At 67.7% G+C, this 25,367-nt stretch carries 24 protein-coding genes and 3 pseudogenes; 24 read left to right on the forward strand and 3 right to left on the reverse strand.

Annotation, left to right across the window (positions count from 1 at the left end):
- Positions 1-124: 124 nt before the first annotated feature.
- Together dapB and IM708_RS16650 are read left to right on the forward strand one after the other, a co-directional pair.
- Positions 125-955 carry a 4-hydroxy-tetrahydrodipicolinate reductase gene (dapB, locus tag IM708_RS16645; protein ID WP_209427714.1) on the forward strand — a complete coding sequence of 277 codons (831 nt, stop codon included), beginning with the start codon at positions 125-127 and terminating at the stop codon, positions 953-955.
- A gap of 74 nt (positions 956-1,029) precedes the next feature.
- Complete coding sequence (locus IM708_RS16650) at positions 1,030-1,389, forward strand: dihydrodipicolinate reductase (protein ID WP_209427715.1); 360 nt, start codon at positions 1,030-1,032, stop codon at positions 1,387-1,389.
- A 6-nt stretch (positions 1,390-1,395) separates the two neighbouring features.
- On the opposite strand, the gene IM708_RS16655 is transcribed toward IM708_RS16650, so the two are convergent.
- Positions 1,396-1,578, reverse strand: a complete 183-nt coding sequence (locus tag IM708_RS16655) for a DUF1674 domain-containing protein (RefSeq protein WP_209427716.1) — start codon at positions 1,576-1,578, stop codon at positions 1,396-1,398.
- Between the two features lie 82 nt (positions 1,579-1,660).
- On the opposite strand from IM708_RS16655, the gene IM708_RS16660 reads away from it, so the two are divergent.
- The 9 genes from IM708_RS16660 to rmuC all read left to right on the forward strand — a co-directional run bounded on the left by IM708_RS16660 (position 1,661) and on the right by rmuC (position 13,282).
- Positions 1,661-2,962, forward strand: coding sequence for a transcription antitermination factor NusB (locus IM708_RS16660; protein ID WP_209427717.1), 1,302 nt, complete (start codon positions 1,661-1,663; stop codon positions 2,960-2,962).
- A 50-nt stretch (positions 2,963-3,012) separates the two neighbouring features.
- Entirely contained in the window at positions 3,013-4,788 is a 1,776-nt protein-coding gene (locus IM708_RS16665) for a heparinase II/III family protein (protein ID WP_209427718.1), read from the forward strand.
- A 33-nt stretch (positions 4,789-4,821) separates the two neighbouring features.
- The gene (purH, locus tag IM708_RS16670) at positions 4,822-6,411 is read left to right on the forward strand and encodes a bifunctional phosphoribosylaminoimidazolecarboxamide formyltransferase/IMP cyclohydrolase (protein WP_209427719.1); all 1,590 of its coding nucleotides are present in this window, start codon (positions 4,822-4,824) and stop codon (positions 6,409-6,411) included.
- 12 nt (positions 6,412-6,423) lie between these two features.
- Positions 6,424-6,906: a signal peptidase II gene (gene lspA / locus IM708_RS16675; RefSeq protein ID WP_209427720.1), complete on the forward strand. Its 483-nt coding sequence runs from the start codon at positions 6,424-6,426 to the stop codon at positions 6,904-6,906.
- Positions 6,907-6,961: 55 nt separating this feature from the next.
- The gene (locus IM708_RS16680) at positions 6,962-7,495 is read left to right on the forward strand and encodes a DUF3035 domain-containing protein (protein ID WP_209427721.1); all 534 of its coding nucleotides are present in this window, start codon (positions 6,962-6,964) and stop codon (positions 7,493-7,495) included.
- Positions 7,496-7,584: 89 nt separating this feature from the next.
- The gene (locus IM708_RS16685; protein ID WP_209427722.1) at positions 7,585-8,946 is read left to right on the forward strand and encodes a pitrilysin family protein; all 1,362 of its coding nucleotides are present in this window, start codon (positions 7,585-7,587) and stop codon (positions 8,944-8,946) included.
- Positions 8,943-10,259 (forward strand): pitrilysin family protein, encoded by a 1,317-nt coding sequence (locus IM708_RS16690; protein ID WP_209427723.1) that lies wholly within the window; start codon positions 8,943-8,945, stop codon positions 10,257-10,259. Before IM708_RS16685 ends, IM708_RS16690 begins: the two co-directional genes overlap by 4 nt.
- A gap of 39 nt (positions 10,260-10,298) precedes the next feature.
- Complete coding sequence (gene mutL, locus IM708_RS16695; protein WP_209427724.1) at positions 10,299-12,137, forward strand: DNA mismatch repair endonuclease MutL; 1,839 nt, start codon at positions 10,299-10,301, stop codon at positions 12,135-12,137.
- On the forward strand, positions 12,134-13,282 hold the full coding sequence (gene rmuC / locus IM708_RS16700) for a DNA recombination protein RmuC (RefSeq protein WP_209427725.1): 1,149 nt from the start codon (positions 12,134-12,136) through the stop codon (positions 13,280-13,282). The genes mutL and rmuC overlap by 4 nt, the downstream gene beginning before the upstream one ends.
- Positions 13,283-13,424: 142 nt before the next feature.
- Here the strand turns inward: rmuC and IM708_RS16705 are convergent, their stop codons facing one another.
- Entirely contained in the window at positions 13,425-14,069 is a 645-nt protein-coding gene (locus IM708_RS16705; protein WP_209427726.1) for a ChrR family anti-sigma-E factor, read from the reverse strand.
- Between the two features lie 11 nt (positions 14,070-14,080).
- Positions 14,081-14,587, reverse strand: a complete 507-nt coding sequence (locus tag IM708_RS16710; protein WP_245243266.1) for a sigma-70 family RNA polymerase sigma factor — start codon at positions 14,585-14,587, stop codon at positions 14,081-14,083.
- A 254-nt stretch (positions 14,588-14,841) separates the two neighbouring features.
- Between IM708_RS16710 and IM708_RS16715 the strand changes: the two genes are divergently transcribed.
- The 13 genes and pseudogenes from IM708_RS16715 to IM708_RS16770 form a co-directional block, all read left to right on the forward strand.
- Positions 14,842-16,134 (forward strand): FAD-dependent oxidoreductase, encoded by a 1,293-nt coding sequence (locus IM708_RS16715; RefSeq protein WP_209427727.1) that lies wholly within the window; start codon positions 14,842-14,844, stop codon positions 16,132-16,134.
- A complete protein-coding gene (locus IM708_RS16720; protein ID WP_209427728.1) occupies positions 16,131-16,889 on the forward strand; it encodes a DUF1365 domain-containing protein in 759 nt (252 codons plus the stop codon). Before IM708_RS16715 ends, IM708_RS16720 begins: the two co-directional genes overlap by 4 nt.
- Complete coding sequence (locus IM708_RS16725) at positions 16,886-18,145, forward strand: MFS transporter (RefSeq protein WP_348524989.1); 1,260 nt, start codon at positions 16,886-16,888, stop codon at positions 18,143-18,145. The genes IM708_RS16720 and IM708_RS16725 overlap by 4 nt, the downstream gene beginning before the upstream one ends.
- Positions 18,138-18,686 (forward strand): annotated as a pseudogene (locus IM708_RS16730) (DUF3833 domain-containing protein); the annotation flags it as partial. The gene IM708_RS16725 and the pseudogene IM708_RS16730, both read left to right, overlap by 8 nt.
- A 101-nt stretch (positions 18,687-18,787) precedes the next feature.
- Positions 18,788-19,528 (forward strand): SDR family NAD(P)-dependent oxidoreductase, encoded by a 741-nt coding sequence (locus IM708_RS16735; RefSeq protein WP_209427730.1) that lies wholly within the window; start codon positions 18,788-18,790, stop codon positions 19,526-19,528.
- A gap of 119 nt (positions 19,529-19,647) precedes the next feature.
- Positions 19,648-19,899, forward strand: a pseudogene (locus IM708_RS21355) (transposase); the annotation flags it as partial.
- Positions 19,891-20,553: a PQQ-dependent sugar dehydrogenase gene (locus IM708_RS16740; RefSeq protein WP_245243267.1), complete on the forward strand. Its 663-nt coding sequence runs from the start codon at positions 19,891-19,893 to the stop codon at positions 20,551-20,553. The pseudogene IM708_RS21355 and the gene IM708_RS16740, both read left to right, overlap by 9 nt.
- 271 nt (positions 20,554-20,824) lie before the next feature.
- Complete coding sequence (gene pqqA, locus IM708_RS16745) at positions 20,825-20,926, forward strand: pyrroloquinoline quinone precursor peptide PqqA (RefSeq protein ID WP_209427732.1); 102 nt, start codon at positions 20,825-20,827, stop codon at positions 20,924-20,926.
- Between the two features lie 16 nt (positions 20,927-20,942).
- Positions 20,943-21,842, forward strand: coding sequence for a pyrroloquinoline quinone biosynthesis protein PqqB (pqqB, locus tag IM708_RS16750; RefSeq protein ID WP_209427733.1), 900 nt, complete (start codon positions 20,943-20,945; stop codon positions 21,840-21,842).
- Positions 21,839-22,582, forward strand: coding sequence for a pyrroloquinoline-quinone synthase PqqC (gene pqqC, locus IM708_RS16755; protein WP_209427734.1), 744 nt, complete (start codon positions 21,839-21,841; stop codon positions 22,580-22,582). The genes pqqB and pqqC overlap by 4 nt, the downstream gene beginning before the upstream one ends.
- Positions 22,579-22,881 carry a pyrroloquinoline quinone biosynthesis peptide chaperone PqqD gene (pqqD, locus tag IM708_RS16760; protein WP_245243265.1) on the forward strand — a complete coding sequence of 101 codons (303 nt, stop codon included), beginning with the start codon at positions 22,579-22,581 and terminating at the stop codon, positions 22,879-22,881. Before pqqC ends, pqqD begins: the two co-directional genes overlap by 4 nt.
- Entirely contained in the window at positions 22,874-23,965 is a 1,092-nt protein-coding gene (gene pqqE, locus IM708_RS16765; RefSeq protein WP_209427735.1) for a pyrroloquinoline quinone biosynthesis protein PqqE, read from the forward strand. The genes pqqD and pqqE overlap by 8 nt, the downstream gene beginning before the upstream one ends.
- Before the next feature lie 551 nt (positions 23,966-24,516).
- Positions 24,517-25,274: pseudogene (locus IM708_RS16770) on the forward strand (IS110 family transposase); the annotation flags it as partial.
- Positions 25,275-25,367 lie beyond the last annotated feature (93 nt).

Consider the following 25,367-nt stretch of genomic DNA (forward strand, 5'->3'; position numbering starts at 1 on the left):
CCTAATTTCAACCACTTGCGGGACCGTCGGACGAGGGCATCGATCCCGCTGCCCGGCGGGGGCCGAATTCGCGGTTTTCCCCGTTTCGCCCGGGCGCTATGCAGGGTCAAACGGAGGGCAGGAAATGGCGCCGGACAGGGTGGGAATCGTCGTCAACGGGGTATCGGGCCGGATGGGCCGTATGCTGGTGCAGGTCATCGCCGAAAGCGAACGGGCGGAACTGGCCGGCGCGCTGGAGCGGCGCGGGCACGAATGGGTCGGCCGCGATCTGGGCGAGGCGATGGGCGGCGCTGCATCCGGTATCACGGTCAGCGACGATCCCGCGCGGGCGCTGGCCGGCGCGCGTGCGGTCGTCGACTTCACCACGCCGGCGGCCAGCCTGGCGCTGGCCCGCGTCGCGGCGGACCAAGGCGTCGCCCATGTCATCGGCACGACGGGCTTTTCGACCGATGACCTGACCACCCTTGCCGAACTCGCGCATGGCACGGTCATCGTCCGCGCCGGCAACATGAGCCTCGGCGTCAACCTGCTGGTCGAACTGACCCGTCAGGTTGCCGCCGCGCTGGACCCCGACTGGGATATCGAGATCGTCGAGGCGCATCACCGCCACAAGGTCGATGCGCCCTCGGGCACCGCGCTGATGCTGGGCGATGCGGCGGCGGCGGGGCGGGGCGTCGATCTGGCGCAGGTCTCGGCGCGCGGGCGCGACGGAATGACCGGCGCGCGCAACAGGGGCGATATCGGCTTTGCGGCGCTGCGCGGGGGCGACATCGTCGGAGAGCATGAGGTGGTCTTTGCCGGCAATGGCGAGCGCCTGACGCTGGGCCATGTCGCCACCGACCGCGCGATCTATGCGCGCGGCGCGCTCAAGGCCGCGCTTTGGGCGCAGGGAAAGTCACCGGGTGAATACGGCATGCGTGACGTGCTGGGGCTGGGCAAGATTCTGCCGGGATAAGCGGCGCCGATGATCCGCCATGCCGTGCTGCACGTAGACGTCGCAGACCCCTGTAGCCGAAAGGAGCAGATGCCATGCGACCGCTCGCCCTTGCCGCCCTCATCGCCGGGCTTGCCGCCCCGATCGCCACCCCCGCCGCTGCCTTCGAGCGGATCGTGACCCCAACCGAGTTCACCGAGACGGTGGTCGGCCGTGACCTGACCCGGTTCGGGATCCGCCTGCAGGTGACCCCGACCGGCGAGATCGAGGGCCGTGGTTTCGGATGGCCGGTCACGGGCGAATGGCGTTGGGAGAACGGTCTTTTCTGTCGTGGCCTGGACTGGGGCGGGACGGATATCGGCTACAACTGCCAGGCCGTGCTGCGCGACGGCAACACCGTGCGCTTCATCTCGGACCAGGGACAGGGCGACTACGCCGACTTTCGCCTGCGCTGAGTCGCTTCAGAAGTCGACCGCGATCCCCTTCTTTTCCCAGTCGCCGTAGCGTACGGGCTCTGGCCCCTTGCGGCCACCGAGTTCCTTGGGCAGGGCGTTCGTCGCCGCCTCTGCGGCCTTGCGGCGTTCGTCCGCCTCGGCAAGCGCGCGTTGGGCGGCGGGCGGCAGGTCTTTTGGGTGGTCGGTCATCGGGATCTTCGCTCTGGCCTAGGCACGGGGGGTGGTCTAAGGGCAGAATAGTGCCCCGACCCCACCCCGGCAAGGAGACCCGATGCCCCGTCCCGCCCCTCGCGAACAAGGTGCTGCGCCCGACCCGCGCCAGTTGGCCGCGGCGATGCTGTACCGGGTTCTGGGCGAGCGGCAGATGATCGACGATGCGCCGGGCGGGACAGACCCCGCGCGGGCGGCCCGCGCCCGGAGGCTTGCGCTGACCACGCTTCGGCATCTGTCGCGCGCCGATACCGTCCTGAAGCCGCTTCTGCGCAAGCTGCCGCCGCCGCGTGTCCACGCGATCCTGCGGCTGGCGACGGTCGAGATGTGCGAACTTGGCGCGCCCGCGCATGGCGTGGTGGATGGCGCTGTCGCCGCGACGCGGGCAGTGCCGAAGGGCGCGGCCTTTGCGGGGCTGGTCAACGCGGTGCTGCGCCGCGTGGCGGAGATCTCGCCCGACGCCTGGGCGCGGCTGCCGGTTCCGCGCCTGCCCGGCTGGCTTCGCAAGCGATTGATCCTGGCCTGGGGGGGCAGGTCTGTCGAGGCGATCGAGGCCGCGCATCTGGCGGGCGCGCCGCTGGACCTGACATTGGCGGCCATGCCGCCGGAGGACCGCAGCGCGCTTGTCGCCGCGCTGGCCGACGCCGCCGGTCCGGTGGCGGAATTGCCGCGCGGCACACTTCGGCTGGCGGGAACACCTCAGGTTTCCGCCCTGCCCGGCTATGCCGCGGGGCGCTGGTGGGTCCAGGACGCCGCCGCGGCGCTGGCCGCGCCGCTGATCGGGGCGCAACCCGGGATGCGCGTGCTCGACCTCTGCGCGGCGCCGGGGGGCAAGACGATGCAATTGGCCGACGGCGGCGCCGAGGTCACGGCGCTGGACCTTTCGGACGCGCGGATGCGGAGGCTGCGCGCGAACCTGGAGCGCACGGGGCTGTCGGCGCGGCTCGTCGTTGCCGATGCGCTGGACTGGGTGCCGCCCGATCCTTTCGATGCCGTTCTTCTGGACGCGCCCTGTTCGGCGACCGGGACGATCCGCCGCCACCCGGATCTGCCGCATGTGCGCCGCGAGGCCGATCTGGCCGGGTTGGTCGCGCTTCAGGCGCGCCTGATCGACCGGGCGGTCGAGATGGTGCGGGTCGGCGGAACGCTGGTTTTCTGCACATGCTCGCTACTGCCCGAGGAAGGCGAGGCGCAGATCGCGGCCGCGCTGGCGAGGCACGGCGGGCGCCTAGCGCTGTCGCCGCTGCCGGCGCCGCCCCTTGGCCGCGCTGCCGGGGGCGGCTGGCGGACGCGGCCGGACGATCCCGGCGCGCGCGGGGGCATCGACGGGTTCTTCATTGCCCGGATGACGCGGATCGAGTGACAAGGACCTGCGCAGCCGCTATGCCAGAGGCGTAGCGTTCGAGGGCATTCATGGCGCAGAACTGGCGGGCAAGGCGCATCCGTTGGGGCCACCGGCTGGCGGCCTGGCGGGCCGGCCATGCACCCGTGCCAGAGCGTTTCAGCGCCGCGCCCGAACCCTTCTTCATCGGCCATTACGGTGTCGGGCAACGGCTGGCGCGCGGCGACTGGGCGCTGGGCGATGCGCGGGTCAGCGCGGCCGACCCTTGGGCGATCGACCCGCCCTCGGAGCGGTTTGCGCGCGATCTGCACGGGTTCGGCTGGCTGGATCATCTGGCCGCGGTCGGGGACGGGCGCGCGGGGACGGCGGCGCGCGACCACGTCGCCGGCTGGATCGCACAGTTCGGCCGCGGCGCCGGCCCGGGATGGGAGCCGGACCTGACTGGGCGGCGGGTGACGCGCTGGATCACCCATGCCAGCCTTTTGCTCCCGCGGAAGGATCAGGCCGCCGAGGTTCGCCTGCGCGCCGCGCTCGGCCGGCAGGCGCGCTTTCTGGGGCGGCGCTGGCACCTGTCCCCCCCCGGCCTGCCGCGGATCGAGGCGCTGACCGGGCTGATCACCGCCGCACTCTGGCTCGACGGGCTCGAAGTGCTGCTGCCGCCCGCCGCGCTGGGGCTTGCCCGCGCCACCCTCGACACGGTCGATGCCGAGGGCGCGATCGCGAGCCGCAACCCCGAGGAGTTGCTGGAGGTCTTCACGCATCTGGTCTGGGCCGCCTCGACGATGCTGGCGGCCGAGCGGGATCCGCCCGACGCGGTGATCGACACGCTTGAGCGGATCGCGCCGGTGCTGCGCTATCTGCGCCATGCCGACGGGGGGCTGGCACGGTTTCATGGCGGCGGGGCGGGGCTGCCCGGGCAACTGGAACGGGCGCTGACGCTCTATGGCCAGCCCCCGCTGATCCACGGCGGGCCCGAGGCGGCGGGCCGCGCGATGGGGTATGCCCGCGCGCAGGGTGCGCGGACCAGCCTGATCGTCGACGCCGCACCGCCCCCAAAGGGCGCGGACGGCGGGCGGGCAAATGCCTCGACCCTGGCGTTCGAGCTGACGTCGCACCGCCGGCCGCTGATCGTCAGCTGTGGCGCCGCCGCCGTCTTCGGCATGGCCTGGGAACGCGCCGGGCGCCAGACGCAGGCGCATTCGACCCTTTCGGTCGAGGGTGTCTCCTCGGCCCGGTTCGATCTGAATGCGGCCAACCAGACGGAGCGGCTGGTCGCCGGCCCGCAGGGGGTGACACTGCAGCGCAGCCGCGACGCCGACGGAACGACCCTGCTGCTGAGCCACGATGGCTGGCTGCCGGCATTCGGATTGACCCATTCACGCGGGCTCGCGCTCAGCGCCGATGGCCGCATGCTGCTGGGCGAGGATCGGCTTGCCGCGCTGGCCCCGGCAGACCGGCGGAGATTCAACGCAGCACTTGGGGGCGGGCGTGGCCGTGGCGTCAACTTCGCGCTTCGCTTCCATCTGCATCCCGATGTCGAGGCGTCGGCCGACCGGCCGGAACATGCGATCACGCTGCGCCTGCGCTCGGGCGAGGTCTGGCTGTTCCACTTCGAAGGGCAGGGCCGGCTGGCGCTGGAGCCGTCGGATTATCTTGATCCGACCTGCCCCGAGCCGCGGCCGGCGCAGCAGATCGTGATCCATGCCACGATCGACGGCTTTGCGGGACAGATCAACTGGACACTGGCGATGGCGCGCGATACGCCGCGGGCGATCCGCGACATCGGCCGGGACGACGACTTGGCGCTGCCGCCGGACGTCCTCGCCCCCGTCGGCGCGCGCGATTGAGCCGCCGCCTGTCCTGATGCTGAATGGATGCCCATGCCCGACCTTGCCCCGATGACCCGCGCGCTGATCTCGGTCTCCGACAAGGCCGGGCTGCGCGAGCTTGCCCATGCGCTGGCCGCGCGCGGGATCGACCTCATCTCGACCGGCGGAACCGCCGCAGTGCTGCGGACCGAGGGGCTGGGGGTGCAAGACGTCGCCCAGGTTACCGGCTTTCCCGAGATGATGGACGGCCGGGTGAAGACGCTGCATCCGAAGATACATGGCGGGTTGCTGGCGCTGCGCGACAACGAGGCGCATGTCGGCGCGATGGTCGCCCAGGGCATTGCGCCGATCGACCTGCTGGTGGTCAACCTCTATCCGTTCGAGGCGACGGTGGCGCGCGGCGCGGGGTATGACGAGGCGGTCGAGAACATCGACATCGGCGGGCCGGCGATGATTCGCGCGGCGGCCAAGAACCACGCCCATGTCGCGGTGCTGACCGACCCCGAGGATTACGCCGCGCTGCTGGCCGAGCTTGACGCCAATGACGGGCAGACGCGGCTTGGCTTTCGCAAGATGCTGGCGCAGCGCGCCTTTGCCCGGACAGCCGCCTATGATGCCGCGGTGTCGACCTGGATAGCCGAAGCGGTGGCCGAGGCGACCCCGCGGCGCCGCGCCTTCGCCGGCACGCTGCGCCAGTCCCTGCGCTATGGCGAGAACCCGCACCAGCGCGCGGCGTTCTATGTCGACGGCTCCGACCGTGCCGGTGTGGCGAGCGCCACGCAACATCAGGGCAAGGAGTTGAGCTACAACAACATCAACGACACCGACGCGGCCTATGAACTGGTCGCCGAGTTCCTGCCCGCGGAGGGGCCGGCCTGCGCAATCATCAAGCACGCCAATCCTTGTGGCGTCGCACGCGCCGACACGCTGGAAGACGCCTATCGGCGCGCATTCGATTGCGACCGGACCTCGGCCTTCGGGGGGATCGTGGCGCTGAACATGAAGCTGGATCTGGCGACCGCGAAGGCGATCACCGAGATCTTCACCGAGGTGGTGATCGCCCCCGGCGCCGACCTGGCGGCAATCGAGCATTTCGCCACGAAGCCCAACTTGCGGCTGCTGACCGCGCCGGGAGTGCCGAATCCGCGCGAGGGGGGCCTTGCCTTCCGTCAGGTCGCGGGTGGGTTCCTTGTGCAGGATCGTGACGCGGCGATGGTCACCGACGCCGATCTGAAGGTGGTGACGATCCGCCAGCCCAGCGCGGCCGAGATGGCGGACCTGCTGTTTGCCTGGCGGGTGGCGAAGCATGTGAAGTCGAATGCCATCGTCTATGCGCGCGATGGCGCCACGGTCGGCGTTGGCGCGGGCCAGATGAGCCGCGTCGATTCGACCCGCATCGCCGCGCGCAAGGCGCAGGACATGGCGGCGGTGCTGGGCCTGGACGCGCCGCCGACGCAGGGCGCGGTCGTCGCCTCGGACGCGTTCTTTCCCTTTGCGGACGGGCTGCTTGCCGCGGCAGAGGCCGGCGCGACCGCGGTGATCCAGCCCGGCGGCTCGATGCGCGACGCCGAGGTCATCGCCGCGGCCGATCAGGCGGGACTGGCGATGGTCTTTACAGGCAAGCGCCACTTCCGGCACTGAGGGACCGTCGAGATGCGCCTTGTGGCCTGGACCCTGATCCTGACCTTCGTCCTTGACCAGGCGTTGAAGTGGGCCGTCGTCGTGGGGCTGAACCTGCGCGAACGGCTGATCATCGAGGTGCTGCCGCCCTGGGTGCATTTCACCATGGCCTGGAACCAGGGGGTGAACTTCGGCCTCTTCGCGTCGGACTCGAACCTGCTGCGCTGGGTGCTGGTCGCGCTGGCGCTTGCCATCTCGGCCGGGGTCTGGATCTGGATCCGGCGCGAACGGGCCGGGGCGCTGATGCAGATCTCGGCCGGTCTGCTGATCGGCGGGGCGCTGGGCAACGCGGTCGACCGGGTGCATTGGGGGGCGGTCGCCGATTTCATGAACGTAACCTGCTGCGGCCTCCGCAACCCCTATGCGTTCAATGTCGCCGATGTGGCGATCTTTGCCGGTGCGGTCGGTTTGCTACTGTTTTCCGGTGGCAAGGAAGCTGGAAAAAAGGCCCCGTGACGATGCCAACGATCTGCGCTAAGAAGGCCCGAGTACGAGGGACCGGAGGGACGCGATGACGCGTATCCGTAAAGGAATACTGGGCGGGTTGGCGCTGGCGATGCTGGCCGGCTGCGCCACGCGCGACCCGGAGCCGACGTTGATGCATGCCGCGCAGGCGCATCGCGGCCCGGACGAGTTTGCCATCCTTCCGACCCGCCCGCTGCAGGCGCCGCCCGACTACAACGCCCTGCCCCAGCCGACCCCCGGCGGCAGCAACCTGGTCGATCCCGATCCGCGCGCCGATGCCTATGCCGCACTTGGCGGACGCGGCGCGTCAACCGGCGCGGGCGTGCCGGCCTCGGATGCGGCGCTGCTGGCCCATGCCAGCCGTCATGGCGTGCAAAGCGGCATTCGCGAACAACTGGCCGCCGAGGACCTGGAATTCCGCCAGCGCAATCGCGGCCGGCTGCTGGAGCGGCTGATGGGCGTCAACGTCTATCACCGCACCTATCGGCGCGAGCAGGGCCTCGATCAGCATGCCGAACTCGATCGCTGGCGCGTCGGCGGGCGGCGCACGCCCTCGGCCCCGCCGGAAGCGTCGCGCTGAGCCAGATCACGCCCGCGCCATCGCTCTTGTCCGGGCGGGGGGGCGGCCTCTATCTGCACAAGACCTGTCGCAACGAACGGAGCCTGCCGATGGCGCACCGCGCGCTTCTTCCAATGCTCGCGTTTTGCGTGACGCTGCTGACACTTGCCGCAAGCCCGCTTCAGGCGGCTGAACCCGGCGTCCATGGCAGCGAACCGCAAGGCTTTACCCTGGAGAACGGCCTGCAGGTCGTCGTGATCGAGGACCGGCGCGCCCCGGTCGCCACGCAGATGCTGTGGTACAAGGTCGGCGCGGCCGACGAGTCGCCGGGCCAGTCGGGCATCGCGCACTACCTTGAGCATCTGATGTTCAAGGCCACCGACAACATGGCGCAGGGCGAATTCTCGGCCGTGGTCGAGGCCAACGGCGGGCGCGACAATGCCTTCACCTCGTGGGATTACACGGGTTATTTCCAGCGCGTCGCCGCCGACCGTCTGGAACTGATGATGCAGATGGAGGCCGACCGCATGGGCAACCTGCGCGTCGATCTGTCGGACTGGCTGCCAGAGCGTTCGGTCATCCTAGAGGAGCGCAGTCAGGTGCTGGAGTCCCGCCCGGAACGCGTGTTTGCCGAACAGGTGCGCGCCACGTTGTTTCAGAACCATCCCTACGGCATCCCGATCATCGGCTGGCGCCACGAGATGGAGCAACTGGACGAACGGGCCGCGACGGATTTCTACAAGGCGCACTACGCCCCCAACAACGCCATTCTGATCGTCGCGGGCGACGTCTCTGCGGCCGATGTCCGCGATATGGCGGCGCGTCACTACGGGCAGATTCCGGCCAATCCTGATGTCCGCACGGCAGCGCGCCCCCTCGAGCCGCCGCATTTCGCTGAACGCCGGCTGGTCATGCGCGACGGGCGTGTCGCGCAGCCGTTCCTGAACCGCGTCTACATGGCGCCGGTTCGCCGCGCGGGTGACCAGGCCGAGGCCGCGGCGTATCAGATGCTGGCGGCGCTTCTGGGTGGCTCGGCGCAGACATCCGTGCTGGAGCGCAAGCTGACCCACGAACGGGGCGTCGCGCTGTCGGCATGGGCGGGCTACAGCGGAAATGCCCGCGACCACGGCACCTTTTCACTGGGCGTGACGCCGACCAACGAAACGACGCTGGAAGACGCCGAGGCCGCGTTGGATGAGGTCCTTGCCGAGTTCATCGAGACGGGCGTCGACAGCGATCAGTTCGAACGCGTGCAGATGCAGATCCGCGCCGCCGCGATCTACGAACTTGACGATGCCGCGGCGCGCGCCCGCTCGATCGGCGCGGACCTGTCGATCGGACTGACGCTGGAGGATTCGCTGGGCTGGCTGGACGCACTTCTGGCGGTGACGCCGGACGAGGTGATCGCGGCCGCCCGCGCGCTGGACCGCCGACGGTCGGTCACCGGCTGGCTGATGGGAGATGAAGGATGATCCACTTCGTTCGCATTCTGGCGGTTACGCTGCTGGCGGCCACGCCGCTTCGCGCCGAGATCGACATCCAGCCGGTCGAGACCGACGCCAGTTTCAGCGCCTGGTTGGTCGAGGAACGCTCGATCCCCTTCGTCGCCATCGAGGTGGTCTTTCCGGGCGGCGCCGTGCTGGACACGGAGGACCGCCTGGGCGCCACGTCGCTGATGACCGAACTGCTGTCGGAAGGAGCGGGCGATCTTGATTCGCAAGCGTTTGCAGCCGCGGTCGAGGCGACGGCGGGATCGGTCCGCTTCGATGCCGGGCGCGATTCGGTCAGCCTTCGGATCCGCGCCCTGACCGAGAACCGTGACGAGGTTCTGGAACTGGCGCGGATGGCGCTGACCGATCCGCGCTTTGACGAGACGGCGCTGCACCGCGTTCGCGCGCAGACCATCGCGTCGCTGGAACGCGACGCGCGGAACCCAAACACCATCGCCTCCCAGACCTTCAACGAACTGGCCTTTGCCGGCCATCCCTACGCGCGTCCCACGGAAGGGACGCCGGAAACTGTCTCCGCGCTGAGCCGCGACGACATCCTGACCGCTCACCGGACCGCGTTGACCCGCGACCGCGTGCTGGTCGGCGCGGCCGGCGACATTTCGGCCGAAGACCTGGGCCAATTGCTGGACGACCTGCTGGGCGATCTGCCCGAGGCGACGGTGGACCTGCCGGATCATGCAGCGTTCACCGCGCCGGGCGGGATAACGGTCGTCGAGCATCCCGGGCCGCAATCGGTCGTCGCCTTCGGACATGCCGGCATCCGGCGCGACGATCCGGACTTCATGGCCGCGTTCGTGATGAACGAGATCTTCGGCGGCGGTCGTTTCGGCACGCGGCTGATGCGCGAGTTGCGCGAAACGCGGGGACTGACCTACGGGATCGGCACGTCGGTCGCGACCGCCCAGCATGGCGACAGCTTTCAAGGCCGCCTGTCGACCGACAATTCCCGCGTGGGAGAGGTTGTTGCCCTTCTGCGATCCGAGTGGGAATGGCTGGCCGAGGGCGGGATCACCCAGGCCGATCTGGAGCGCGTGCAGACCTATCTGACCGGCGCCTACCCGCTGCGATTCGACGGCAACGCGTCGATTGCGGGTATCCTTGCCTCGATGCAGTTCCAGGGCTTCGACATCGACTATGTCAACGTCCGCAACGACCTTGTCCGCGCCCTCACGCTGGAGGATATCCACCGCGTCGCAGGTCGGATGATCGACCCTGAGGCGCTGCATTTCGTGATCGTAGGGCAGCCGCAGGGACTGGACGATCTGGGCTTCTGACCCTAGGCAAGAAGCCCGCCTGCTGCTATTGATTGTGGCATGCACGCTGCACGCCCCAATATCGGCCAAGTTCGCCCCCCGATTCGTCAGCTGGACGAGACGGCAGCGAACCGGATCGCCGCCGGCGAGGTGGTCGAGCGGCCGGCGTCGGCGGTCAAGGAACTGGTCGAGAACGCACTCGATGCGGGCGCGCGTCGTATCCAGGTCGCCTTTGCGGATGGCGGCAAGACTCTGATCCGGGTGATCGACGACGGCCATGGCATCGCGCCCGAGGATCTGCCGCTGGCACTCGCGCGCCACGCTACCTCGAAGATCGACGGGTCGGACCTTCTGAACATCCACAGCTTCGGCTTCCGGGGCGAGGCGTTACCGTCGATGGGCGCCGTCGGGCGGCTGACCCTCGCGTCGCGCGCCGAGGGATGTGATGCGGCCCAGATCGAGGTTCGCAGCGGGCGCCTCGATCCGGTGCGTCCCGCCGCGCGTGGTTCGGGCACGACGGTCGAGTTGCGCGATCTGTTCCACGCCACCCCGGCGCGCCTGAAGTTCCTGCGCAGCGACCGGGCCGAGGCGCAGGCGATCGCCGATGTGGTCAAGCGACTGGCGCTCGCCGAGCCGTATGTGGGCTTCACGCTGACCGACATGTCCGGCGACACTCCGCGCGATATCCTGCGCCTGGATGCCGAGCAGGGCGAGATGTTCGACGCGCTGGAAGCCCGCCTCGGCCGACTGCTGGGACGCGACTTCGTGGAGAATGCCGTCCGGATCGACGCGAGCCGCGACGAGTTGCGCCTGAGCGGACACGCCGCGCTGCCGACCTATTCGCGTGGTGCGGCGGTATCGCAGTTTCTGTTCGTCAACGGCCGGCCGGTGCGCGACAAGCTGCTGCTGGGGGCGCTGCGCGCGGCGTATACCGACCTGCTGGCGCGCGACCGCTACCCGGCCGCGGTGCTGCATCTGGATTGCCCGCCCGAGCAGGTCGACGTGAACGTCCATCCTGCCAAATCCGAAGTCCGGTTTCGCGATCCGGGGCTGGTGCGAGGGCTTGTAGTCTCGGCGCTGCGACATGCGCTGGCTGGGGCCGGGCATCGATCCTCTTCAACCGTGGGGCAGGCCGCGCTTGGCGCGTTCCGCGCGGAAGATGGCGCGAAACCGTCGCGTATCTATCAGATGGACTGGCCCGCGCGGCCCGCTGCCGGGACGTTGTCCCAGATGTTCCACGCGCAAGCGCCCGAGGCGTCGGCGCTGGACGAAGCACCTGCCCCCTTCGGCCGAACCGAACCCGAGGCTGGCCCTGTCGAGGCGCCGTTGGGCGCCGCGCGCGCGCAGTTGCACGAAACCTATATCGTCGCGCAGACGCAGGATGGGATCGTAATTGTCGACCAGCACGCCGCGCACGAACGGCTGGTCTACGAGCGTCTCAAGCGCCAGATGGAGGCCACCGGGATTGCATCGCAGGCACTGCTCATCCCCGAGATCGTGCCCCTGCCCCACGCCGAGGCGCAACTGCTGCTGGCCCATGCCGAGCATCTGGAAAGTCTGGGCCTGACGGTGGAACCCTTCGGCGGCGACGCGGTCGCGGTGCGCGCCACGCCCGCGGCGTTGGGTCCGGTCGATGCAGCGGCATTGCTGCGCGACATCCTGGACGAACTCGCCGATCTGGGCGAAAGCGGCACCTTGAAGGCCCGAATCGACGCGGTCCTCAGCCGCATGGCCTGTCACGGCTCGGTCCGTGCCGGGCGGCGAATGGGCGGGGAGGAGATGAACGCGCTCTTGCGGGAAATGGAGGCGACGCCACATTCGGGTCAGTGCAATCACGGCCGTCCGACATGGATCGCGCTGAGCCTGTCGGATATCGAACGACTTTTCGGGCGGCGATGAGTACACAGATCGACCTCTCCGACCCGATGGTGCTGGCCTTGATCGGCGGCGGTGTCCTTGTGCTGTTTCTGGTGCTGATCCTGCGGGCCAGCACGAAGGCGGCGCGGTCGACCGAACCGCTGATCTGGCAACTGGACCAGATGGGAACGCGGGTGCAGGCGCTGTCGGATGGGCAGAGCCACCTGGCGGGCGGGTTGCAGCATGTGTCTGAGGCGCAGGCCAAGGCGCAGGCGCAGATGCTGCAGATGATGGAAAAGCGGCTGGCCGAAGTCTCGCAGAACATGTCCGAGAACCTGCAGGGCAGCGCGGTGCGGACCGCGCGGTCGCTGGGGGACCTGCATGCGCGGCTGGAAACGATCGACAAGGCGCAAGCGAACATTGAGAAGCTGTCGGGCAACGTTCTAAGTTTGCAGGATATCCTGTCGAACAAGCAGACCCGCGGCGCGTTCGGCGAGATCCAGCTCAACGATATCGTGTCGCGTGCGTTACCGCCCGACGCCTATACGATGCAGGCGACGCTGTCGAACGGGCGGCGGGCGGATTGCCTGGTGCATCTGCCGTTGCCACCGGGGCCCATCGCGATTGACGCGAAGTTTCCGCTGGAAGCCTACGAGGCCCTGCGCGCGGCCGGGAACGAGGCTCAGGTGGCTGAGGCGCGGCGGGCGCTGAGGACCGCTTTGCGCAGCCATATCAAGGCGATAGCGGAGCGGTATATCCTGGAGGGCGAAACGGCGGATGGGGCGCTGATGTTCCTGCCGTCGGAGGCGGTCTATGCGGAGTTGCACGCCAATTTCGCGGAAATCGTGCGCGAGGGGTTCACGGCGCGCGTCTGGATCGTCTCGCCCACGACCTGCATGGCGACGCTGAACACGATGCGCGCGGTGATGAAAGATGCGCGGATGCGCGAACAAGCCGGAGCAATCCGCCGTGAATTGGCGGAATGGTGCAAGGATATCGACCGCTTGGGCGCGCGCGTCGAAAATCTGGACCGCCATTTCGGCCAGGCCGCGAAAGACATTTCCGAGATCCGGATCTCGGCCGACAAGGCGACGCGGCGAGCGCGGCGGATCGACGATTTCGATTTTGTCGCAGACGCCAGCGAAGCTTCCGAGACGCCCGTTCTGCTGGATCGAAACCACGGCTGAGGCCGGCTGCGGTGTCTTTCCGAGGGTGCTGGCAAACGTATGGCACCTGTATGGCAAACGTCTGGCAGCGGATGGCAGAAACAGGCCGATACACGCACGGGTACCGGCCGTCTGGTCGATTTTCGTCGTCCCCGCCGCCTTGTCAGATACGCAAGAAGGGTTGGAGAATCCGCGGTACGAAGCTGTTGAACCTTAGCGGCGCGTCCGTCACGGCGAGGCAGACGCAGGGATCGCCCTCCTCGGCGACAGGGGTGTGGTCCAGCTCTTCGGTCGCAATCTCGATATCACCGCGCCCGAAACGGTCGACCTCGTCGCGGAAGGCGCCTTGCAGGACCAGGGTCAATTCGGTGCCGCGATGGCCGTGATCAGGGACGGCGACGCCACCGGGGATGTAGAGCAACCGCGCCGTGGCGTCGCGGTCAGTGGCCAGGATCGCCTGCCGCACGCCCCCGCCAACCGAGCGCCAGCGCACCGCATCCAGATCGCCGCCGACGTAATCGCGCAGCGGCGCGGGAAATACCCCGCGAGGCACAGCCTGGCGCGGGCTCCGCGGCTGGGGATCGCCTGCCTTGATGCGGGCCATTGTCGCGGCGAAACTGTTCTCAGACAGGCTTACCCCGCTGCAGTCGTCAAGCAGCACGCCACCCACCGCGTCGAAGCTTTCCAGCCGCGCGCGACACTCGTCGCAAAGCGACACATGCGCGGCCACAGCCAAGTTGAAGGCCTCGGGCAGTTGCCCGGCGCTGTAGGCCATCAGAAGCGCATCGTTGAGGTGATGACGGATCATCTTTATTACCTTCACGTCATGGCCTGACGCAGCTTTTCGAGCGCCAGACGAATGCGGGACTTGATCGTGCCCAGGGGCAGGCCGGTGATCCGGGCGATCTCGCCGTGGCTGAGATCGCCGAAATAGGCCTTTTCGATCAGCTCCCTTTGGTTGTCGGGCAGAAGCGCCAGCGCCTCGCCCAGTCGTTCCGTTTCCTGTTGCAGCACCATCGAATCGATCTGGTCGGGCTCGGGCTCGGGTCCCCAGGGCAGATCCTCGGGCTCGGGCCGGCGCGCCTTGCGCAGCGCATCGATCCGCCGGTTGCGGGCGATAGTAAAAATCCAGGTCGCCACGCTGGCGCGGCTCGGGTCGAACAGCGCCGCCTTGTTCCAGACGGTCGCCATCACGTCCTGCGCGCATTCCTCCGCCAGCGAGGCGGTAGCACCGGACTTCATCAAGAACGCCTTCACCCGCGGGGCAAAGTGATCGAACAACTCGGCAAAAGCGGCTTCGTCGCCTTGCCGGGCCAGCCGCAGCATCTGCTCGACCCATTCGCCCTGCGTCGCACTGCCTTCCGACACGTCTACCCGTCCCTTTCCGCCGCGCGCCATCCATTCAAGTGCCGGTGGCGCGCTGTGCGGGTCTGTTATCGGGTTTGCGCGCACGATCTGCAACATGGTGAGGTTACGCCGTCGTGGCCCGGCTGGATCACGTCTGCGGCAATTTTTCTGCGCAGTCATCCGCCGACCGGTGCCGCGCGTATCCAGTGGAGTGTGACAGCAAGGAAACGTGCATGCCTTTCGAGACCTTTACCGCCGCCAGCCGCAAGATCGCCGTGATCGGTGGCGGTATTTCGGGCATGGCAGCCGCCTGGTTGCTGGCGCCCGGCAACCGCGTGACGTTGATCGAGGCGGCGCCGAAGTTGGGCGGACATGCACGCACGGTGATAGCCGGCAAAAGGGGCGATCAGTGGGTCGACACCGGCTTCATCGTCTTCAACCACGTCAATTATCCGAACCTGAGCGCGTTGTTCGAGGCGCTGGAGGTGCCTGTCGTGCCATCGAACATGAGTTTCGGCGCCTCGTTCGACGCCGGCCGGTGCGAATACAACCTCAATTCTATCGACCAGATCTTCGCCTCGCGCCGCAGCCTGGCCGACCCCCGCTTCCTGCGCATGATCCGCGACATCCTGCGTTTCAACCGGTTGGCCAGCGACACCGCCACCGACCAGGCCATGACCATCGGCGATCTGATCGCTGCGCTGAAGCTGGGCCCCTGGTTCCGCGACCGCTACCTGACACCGTTCTCGGGCGCGATCTGGTCCACCCCGAAGGACCAGATCCTGGACTTTCCCGCCGCAGCGATGGTGCGCTTTTTCCAGAACCACGCGCTGATGGGCTACCAGGGCCAGCACCAGTGGTACACGGTCAACGGCGGCTCGACCGAATATGTGACGCGGCTTGAGCGCGACATGCGCGCGCGCGGTGTGGCGATCCGAACGGCTGCGCCGGTCGCCGCCGTGAAGCGCGGGCCAATGGGCGTTGAGGTACGCGTGTCGGGTGGCGAGTGGGAGCGGTTCGACGAGGTTGTTATTGCCACCCATTCGGATGTGACGCTGCGCCTGCTTGCCGACGCCACGCCGAGCGAGCGGGCCAACTTGGGCGCGGTCGGCTATCAAGACAATCATGCGGTGCTGCATGCCGATCCCTCTGTCATGCCGAAGCGGCGCAAGGTCTGGGCCAGCTGGACCTATACCGAGCATTCGCCGGCGGATCGCGAGCGAATTGCGCTCAGCTACTGGATGAACTCGCTCCAGCCGATCCCGCAGGACGACCTGATGATCGTCACGCTGAACGCGACCCGCCCGATCCGCGAGGATCTGATCTACGACACCCACACCTTCCGCCACCCGGTCTTCGACGTGGCGGCTTTGCAGGCGCAGGACCGGATACGCGCCGCGAACGGGACCGCGAACACCTGGTTCTGCGGCGCCTGGATGCGCAACGGGTTTCATGAGGACGGCTTTGCCAGCGCCATCGACGTGGTCGAGGCGATGGGCGCGCGCGTCGCGGAAGCTGCCGCATGAGCATGCTGCAGCACATACCGGGGCATACCTTTCACGGAAGGCGGGGCGCGCAGGGCAACCGCTTCACCTATGGCGTAGACTACCTGCTGATCGACCCCGAGGCACGCACGGGCCTGCCTTGGCTGTTCCGGCGCAACAGGCCGGGGCCGGTGTCGCTGCACGATAGCGACCACGGCGGCGTGCCGGGACGCGGCGACGGGATCACCTGGGTGCGGCGCGTGCTGGCCGGGGCGGGGCTTGACACGGCCGACGGGCAGGTGCTGCTGTTGGCGCAGCCGCGTATCCTGGGCCATGTGTTCAACCCCGTCGCCTTCTGGCTGTGCTACGGGCGGGACGACACCCTGCGCTGCGTGATCGCCGAGGTGACGAATACCTATGGGGACCGCCATTCGTATCTTTGCCATCACGACGACCAGCGCCCCATCGGACCCGACTGCGCATTGCAGGCGCGCAAGATCCTGCATGTCTCGCCCTTCCAGCCGGTCGAGGGGGACTATCGCTTCCGCTTCGACATCGCGCCGGAGAAGATCGCGATCCGCATCGATTACGGCCATGGCGAGGGCGGGCTCGTCGCCACGCTGGCGGGGCCGCGGCGGCCGCTCACCTCGGCCGGGCTGACCCGGGCGATGCTGCGCCGGCCTTTCGGCTCGCGCCGCGTGCTGGCGTTGATCCACTGGCAGGCGCTGAAGCTCTGGTGGAAGGGGGCGGCGTTCCGTCCGCGCCCCCTGCCCCCGGCAGACGAGGTGTCGCGGTGATCCGGGGCGGACTTTCGGCCTCCAGCCATCCGGCGGCCTGGGGGGGATTTGCGGGCGTGCTGGCAATGGCCGGGCTGCCGATCTACATCCACGCGCCGAAATTCTATGTCGACGAATTCGGCGTCAGCCTTTCGGCGCTGGGGGCGGTGCTGTTCGCGCTGCGGTTGATCGACTTCGTGCAGGACCCGGCGCTGGGATGGCTGGCCCATGCCACGGCCGGCGCGCGGGGTGCGATGATCGCCGGCGCAGGCGCGGTGATGGCGCTGTCGATGCTGGGGCTTTTCGCCGTCACGCCGCCCTTTGCGCCGCTGCTCTGGTTCGCACTGACGCTGACTGGCCTCTTCAGCGCCTTCAGCTTCCTGACCATCTGTTTTTACGCACAGGGGGTGGCCAAGGCCGAAGCGATGGGCCGCGACGGGCATATCCGCCTTGCCGCCTGGCGCGAGACCGGGGCGCTGATCGGCGTCTGCCTCGCCGCCGTCGCGCCGACCGCGCTGGCACTGGGACCGAACCCGCCGTTCGAAGCCTTTGCGATCCTCTTTGCCGCCGCGACCCTGGGCCTGGTCTGGATCATGCGCCGGGAATGGCTGCACGCCGCGCCGTCGCCCGGTGCGGCCTTCACCGGTTTCTCGGCGGTTCTGGCGGATATTCCGGCGCGGCGGTTGCTGATCGTGGCTCTGCTCAACGCTGCACCTGTCGCCGTGAGTTCCACGCTGTTTCTTTTCTTCGTCGAAAGCCGGCTGGAGGCCCCGGGATGGGAAGGGCCGATGCTGCTGCTTTTCTTTGTGTCCGCCGCGGTCGCCGCCCCCTTCTGGGCACGCGCGGCGCGCAGCTACGGCGAGAAGCGCATGCTGCTGACCGGGATGGTCCTGGCGATCATCGCCTTTGGCTTTGCCGCGACACTCGGGCCGGGCGACGTGCTGCCCTTCGCGCTGATCTGCCTTGCCTCGGGCGCGGCGCTGGGGGCGGATCTGACGCTTCTGTCGGCGATCTTCGCCCGGCGCATGGCCCGCATCCTGCCGGAGGCGGCGACCGGCTTCGCGCTCTGGGCTTTCGTGTCGAAGGCGACACTGGCCCTCACCGCCATCACTGTCCTGCCCTTTCTGGAATGGCGGGGCTTCACCGGGCCTGACAGCCCCCCGCAGGCGTTACTGGCGTTGGGTTTGACCTACGCGCTGCTCCCCTGCCTCCTGAAACTTCTGGCGATCGCCACCCTGGCGACGACGCCCCTGCAAAGGGAGCCGCTTCATGCCTGATTTCCTGCTTCTTCTTGTTATCTGCCTGGTCATCGCCTGGGCGTTTCTTTCCCGGCGGATCAGTTTCGCCGGCCAGCGTCCCGACGATTACGCCGAGACCACGCCAGTGGTCGATATCCGCCAGAACCTCTCGGGCCCGCTGGCCTGCGAGGGGGTGATCTACGGCCCGACCGGGCGGGTTAATTCGCGCTTCGTCGCCGAGATGACGGGACAGTGGGACGGCGACGAGGGCCGCCTGGCAGAACATTTCCATTATGCCGGCGGCAACGAACAACACCGCGAATGGCGCCTGACACTCGTCGGCGATGGCAGGATCCAAGCCGAGGCTGACGATATCATCGGCGCGGGGCAAGGCTGGCAAAGCGGTGCGACAGTGATGTTGCGCTACCGCATCCGCCTGCCCGAGAACGCCGGGGGATGGACGCTGGATGTAACCGACTGGATGTACCTTCTGGACAATGGTACGATCATCAACCGCAGTCAGTTCCGCAAGTTCGGGGTGAAGGTGGCGGAACTGGTGGCAACGATGCGCCCCGTCGAAGCGCACGCCAAGGCGACGCGGCTTGAAAGCACCGCCACCGACACCTCCACCCCACCGGCAGCACGGCGGATCCTTCGCCCCTTTGACCGGACGGAGGCGGCATGAGGCCGCTGCGCGGCAAGAGGTACTGGCTCGTCGGGGCGTCCGAGGGGCTGGGCCGGGCCTTGGCCGAGCGCATGAGCCGCGCGGGCGTTGCGCTCGTGCTGTCGGCCCGGTCGTCCGATCGCCTGGAGGAACTCGCCGCGACGCTGCCCGGCCCGGCCGAGGTGCTGCCGATGGACGTGAGCGACCCCACCTCGGTCCGCGCGGCGGCCGAGAAGGCGGGCGAGGTTGACGGGTTGGTGTTCCTGGCCTCGGTCTACTGGCCGCAGGCGGCGCGGGACTGGGACCCCGAACAGGTCGAGACAATGCTCGACGTCAATCTGACCGGTGCCGCGCGCGTCCTCGGCGCGGTGGTGCCGGCGATGGTGGCGCACGGCGCGGGTCACGTGGTGGTCACCGGCTCGCTCGCGGGCTACCGGGGCCTGCCTGGCGCGATCGGCTATGGTGCGTCAAAGGCCGGGCTAATGAGCCTTGCCGAAAGCATGGCCGTCGATCTGAAGGGTACTGGCGTCGACGTGCAGCTGATCAACCCCGGCTACATCCGCACCCGGCAGACCGCCAAGAACGATTTCACCATGCCCGGGATCCTGGAGCCCGAGGTGGCGGCGGGCGTATTCCTGGATCACATGCGGACCACCCGCTTCCGGCTGAGCTTTCCCTTCGCCTTCTCGCTGGTATTTCGACTGGGGCGGCTATTGCCTGATCGGCTCTGGACCCGGGTCTGGGCGCGGCGTAGCTGACATGCTGTCGGTCGAACCGCAAGATCACCCAATTGTCGCCCCGCCCTCACCGTCTGGAGTGCCCCCACTGAAGTGGTCCAGCAACTGGGATAGTATTATCCAGTTCAGGAGGACGAGAGATGGCAGGAAAGCGAGACAAACCCGAAGACATCGTTCTGAAGCTTCGGCAGGTGGAAGTTCTTCACGGACAAGGAATGGCGGTTTGCGACGCGGTGCGGCAGATCGGCGTGACGGAGCCGACGTATTGCCGCTGGCGCAAGCAGTACGGCGGCATGAGCCGAGACCAGCTCAAGCGGCTCGAGGAGCTTGAGACGGAGAACCAGAGGCTCCGGCGCGTGGTGTCTGATCTCACCTTGGACAAGATGATCCTGATTCGGATCGACCGCGACGGCAACGCCGCAGAGGGCAACAACGCGCCCGAGGGCTTCGACCCGCGCATCTACACCTACCGCCACCGAAACGTGCAGGGCATCGCCTTTCACCCCGAAACCGGCCAAGCGATTACCGCCGAGCACGGCCCCTGGCATTCCGACGAGATCACCGCACTTGTGCCAGGCGGTAATGGGGGCTGGGACCCGCGTCCCAACACGGCCGGGCGTGGCGATTGCCCCGACGGCTATTGCGGCTACGAGCCCGGACAGATGGATGCGATGGACCCGGCTGAACGGGCCGCTTACATGCCGATGACCGATCTCGATGCCTACCCTGACGCCATGCCGCCGGCATGGAACAACAACGGCCTTTCGCAGGGAATGTCTTCCGCCGTGTTCCTGACCGGCGAGCAGTGGGGGGACTGGGACGGCCGCCTTGTCGTCGGCTTCATGGGGATCGGCTTTGGCGGGACCCCGGTCGGACAACGGATCGACCTGATCGACATCGCCGAGGATGGCCTTTCGGTCAACGATGTGACCGAGATGGATCTGCCGATGGAGGCCGGCCGCTTCCGGTCGCTGGTCCTGGGACCAGACGGCGCCCTGTATACCGCCATTGACGAGGGCGAGATCCATCGGATCGCGCCTGAATGAGGCATTGCGGCCGCGCCGCTGCTGGGCGGCGCGGCCGGTTCGCGCGGCGAATGACGCATCCGGCTCGGAGATGCTTTCCCGGCGGCGCCGATGACGGCTTCGGGTTAAATGCCGTGCACGAGGGCGCGCGGGGCTGATGTCCAACTCGTGAAAGGGATGACGCCGTTGTTCCGCACTGGTTACATTGTTGCGCGCCGCCCTATCTGTTAGCGTCCGAGCGCCGGTTGGAGGTTATCCCCGGCGAGTCTGAATTGTGAAGGAGGAGTGGAAAATGGCCTGGAAGAAACCCGTCGCGAAGTTGATCGCCTGTGGCATGGAGATCAACATGTATGGTCCGGCCGAGGACGATCGGCATCAGGACGACCTGTTCTGAAAGCGCGCCTCGGCGCATGATCATTCGGATCCTGGGGGCAGGCGCCGGCGGTGGTCTGCCTCAATGGAACTGCGGATGCGCGATCTGCGGCGCAGTCCGCGAGGGGCGCATCGACCCGATGACGCAATCGTCGGTCGCGGTGTCGTCTGATGGGGCGGCGTGGGCGTTGTTGAACGCTGCGCCCGATCTGCGCGTGCAGATGCAGGCCTGCCCGGCTCTGCATCCAGCCGGCCTGCGACACAGCCCCCTGCGCGCTGTCGTCATCACGAATGGCGATGTGGATCATGTCGCCGGCCTTCTGAGCCTGCGTGAGAAGACAGCGTTCGACCTGTTTGCCACGCCGGCGACGCTTGAGGCGCTGGCCGTCAATCCGATATTCGGCGTGCTCGATCCCCAGTATGTCCTGCGCCGCGCGATGACGTTGGAGGAAGCGTTCGAGCCGTTGCCGGGGCTGACCATCACCGCCTATGCCGTCCCCGGCAAGGTACCGCTCTATCTGGAGGGCGCGGATTTCACGGACTGGCCGCAGACCCGGCAGGTGGGCGAGCAGACCATCGGCCTGCGGATCGAGGACGATCGCGGCGTCTTCCACTATCTGCCGGGATGCGCCGACCTGCCTGACTGGCTTTGCGCGCGACTGGCCGAGGCCGATCTGCTGTTCTTCGACGGCACGGTCTGGGCCGACGACGATATGCTGCGGTCGGGAACCGGAAGAAAGACGGGGGCGCGGATGGGACACATGTCGATGACGGGGCCGGACGGCAGCCTTGCGCGGCTGGCGCATCTAACTGGGCGCCGGGTTTACATCCACATCAACAACACCAACCCGGTACTGCTGCCCGAGGCGCGCGAGCGCGCCGAGATCGCCGCGGCCGGGTGGGAACTTGCCCGCGACGGAATGGAGATCGTGCTGTGAACGCGCAGCCGCTTCCAAGAGATGCGCTCGAGGCGCGGTTGCGCCTCATCGGCGACGAGCGTTACCATGACAAGCATCCCTTTCACCATCGTCTGCATTCGGGTGATTGCACGATGGACGAGGTGCGGGCCTGGGTCATCAACCGCTGGCATTACCAGGCCTCAATCCCGATGAAGGACGCGGCCTTCATGTCGCGTTGCAGCGATCCGCAACTTCGTCGGATATGGCGCAGCCGAATCGAGGATCACGATGGCAGACTGGACGAGGGCGGCGGCATCCGGCGCTGGCTGAAACTGGCAGAAGGGGTCGGGCTCGACCCCGACTATGTCGCCTCCGGCCGTGGGGTCATGCCGGCCACGCGCTTTGCCGTTGATGCCTATGTGCGCTTCGTGCGCGAAGCGCCGCTGAGCGCCGCCATGGCCTCGTCGCTGACCGAGATGTTCGCGCCCGCAATTCACACCCGCCGGATCGAAGGGTTGCTGGCCCATTACGGTTTTGCCACTGCAGAAACGCTGGCCTATTTCAGCCAGCGGCTGAACGAGGCGCCCAAGGACGTGGGGTTCGCCCTGAACTGGGTGCTCGCACATGCCGCGAGCCCCGCCGACCAGGAGGCTGCGATCGCGGCGCTGAGTTTCAAGACGGATGTCCTCTGGGCGCAGCTTGATGCGCTCTGGCATGGATACGTGGCGGGCAACGTGCCGCCCGGCGCCTGGCGACCCGGAGAGGGGGTGCTGCAATGACCCCTGCCCGGGCCGACGCCGTATTTGCCGACCCGCTCATCCGGATGCCACGGGGCGTGCGGCTGCATCAGGACCGGGTGCGCGGTCTACCGGCGCTTCTGGGGCCGGAAAGGGCGCTGATGCTGGACGAGATCGGCTTGGCGATCCTGAGCGAATTGGGCGAAGGGGTGCGGCTGTCGGTACTGATCGACCGGCTGGCCGCGCGCTATGACGCCCCGCGCGACGAGATCGCAGGCGACGTGCGCGCCTTCCTCGACGTTATGCAGGTGCAGCGCCTGGTGGATTATGCCGATGCGTGACCTGCCCCCACCCCCCGCCCCGATCGCGCTGCTGGCGGAACTGACGTACCGTTGCCCGCTGGCTTGCCCCTATTGCTCGAACCCGCTGGAGCTGTCGGCGCGTGACGCTGAACTGGATACTGCCACCTGGGCCCGCGTGTTCGGCGAAGCCGCGGAACTGGGCGTGCTGCAATTGCATCTCTCCGGCGGGGAGCCCGCCTCGCGCCGCGATCTGGTGGAGCTGGTCGCCGCGGCGCGGCAGGCGGATCTGTACGTCAACCTCATCACCTCCGGCATCGGGCTGACTGAAACGCGCCTCGACGCGCTGGAGGCCGCGGGGCTCGATCATGTGCAGCTTTCGCTGCAAGGCGTCCGAGCCGGGATCGCCGACCGGATCGGCGGTTACCGCGGTGGGTTCGACCGGAAGCTAGCGGTCGCGCGGGCGATCACGGATCGCGGGTTCCCGCTGACGCTGAATGCGGTGATGCACCGCCAGAACCTGGATGACTTGGCCGAAACGATTTCCTTCGCCGCCGATCTTGGCGCCCGGCGGATCGAAGTCGCCTGCGTGCAGTTCTACGGCTGGGCGCAGCGCAACCGCGCCGCGCTTCTGCCGACGCGCGCCCAGGTCGAGGCCGCGAAGCGCACCGTGGCGGAGGCGGTGCGGACCTATCGCGGCCGCATGGCGATCGATTTCGTCCCGCCGGACTACTACGCCGATTACCCAAAGGCCTGCATGGGCGGCTGGGGCTCGACCGGGTTGAACGTTGCCCCCGAGGGCACGGTGCTGCCCTGCCACGCCGCCGCTACGATCCCCGAGCTGAGCTTTCAGCGCGTGACCGAGGTGCCGCTGGCCGAGATCTGGGCGAAGGGCCCGGCCTTCCAGAAGTTTCGCGGGCATGACTGGATGCCGGATCCTTGCCTCAGCTGCGCCCGGCGCGACATCGACCACGGCGGCTGTCGCTGCCAGGCCATGGCGCTGGCCGGCGATCCGCACGCGACGGACCCGGTCTGCCGGCATGCGCCGCACCGAGCTTTGGTCGACTCGCTGCTGGCAAACTTGCCCGCTGACGACGTTTTGCCCAAGTTCGTGTACCGGCGCTAAATTGTTCGAACTGGTGAACGCACTGCCGGCAAGCACCAAAAGTGCAAGTCCGGGTCTGAGCCGGCTGCACCGCGGAACGTCACCAAGGCCGAACGTCGGCGGGCTTTAACGTCAGCCCCCCACCCAGGGTTCCTCCCGGGTCCGAACCGTATACGGGGGGCTGAGCGCGCCAGTTTTTAGCGACTGGATTCCTCACCAGGGAATCCACACGGAATCCACTTCGCCGCCGACGGTCGAAAGAACATCGAAATATCAAACGGCTGTTGATCTCCCGGGTGGCGGAGGTGGATCCCTCCGAGGAATGCAGGGAAGCCGCGTCAAGGCAACCACCAAGTTCGGAAACCAGACGAAGCCTGCGCCTTTCCGTGCGCAAAACCAGTGCGATCGTTTACAGATTGCTCCTCTCAATTTCTCTTGCGGGCGACGATCACCGGGCCGGCGTCCTTCCGGCTGGTGCGGTGGTACTCGCGCAGGCTCTGATAATGTGACCGCCCCCCGACGGCATCGCTGTGCCAATGTGGGTCGGTGTTGATCCACAAAGGAGAGCGGTCATGTCAGAAAATACGACCATAGGGCTCGATCTGGCGAAGAATGTGTTTCAGATCCATGGGGCAGACGTCTCCGGGCGTGCGGTGCTGCGCAAGAAGCTGAGGCGGGATCAGGTGCTGGCGTTCTTCGGCCAGCTGCGGCGCTGCGTCGTTGCGATGGAAGCCTGCGGCGGCGCCCATTTCTGGGGCTGCGAGATCGGGAAGCTGGGCCATGAGGTGCGGCTCATCCCGCCTGCCTACGTCAAGCCTTTCGTCAAGCGGCAAAAGAATGATGCGGCGGATGCCCAGGCGATCTGCGAGGCGGCCCTGCGCCCGACGATGCGCTTCGTGCTTGTGAAGAGCGAAGAGACCCAAGGCGCGGCGATGATCTTCCGGATACGCGAACTTCTGATCCGGCAGCGGACGCAGGCGATCAACGCCCTGCGCGGGCATCTCGGCGAGTTTGGAGAGATCGTGCCGCAGGGCGCGGCCAACGCCGCGCGGCTGATCGCCATCGTCGAGGACCCTGACAGCAGCCTGCCTGCCGACGCCATCGCCACACTCAAGGTGCTGGTCGCGGCGCTCACCTCGCGACCTAGATCGAAAAGCTCAATGCCGAGATCGCCCGCCGAGCCAAGGAGAACGAGGTAGCGCGGCGGCTGATGACAATTCCGGGGATCGGGCCGCTGATCGCCACGGCCATTGCGGTCCTGGCGCCGCCGCCCGAGACGTTCCGGAAAGCGCGGGACTTCGCGGCGTGGCTCGGCCTTATACGGACGCCGGCTGATTGACTCGCTGCGCGGAGGATTCACAGTGCGCCTCGAATGCCATAGTCTCGTGCCTACCAACAATCAGGGGGCAGGCATGGTTCAGGT

Origin of the sequence: Pararhodobacter sp. SW119 (genome assembly GCF_017811755.1) — a bacterium.
Lineage (GTDB): Bacteria > Pseudomonadota > Alphaproteobacteria > Rhodobacterales > Rhodobacteraceae > Pararhodobacter.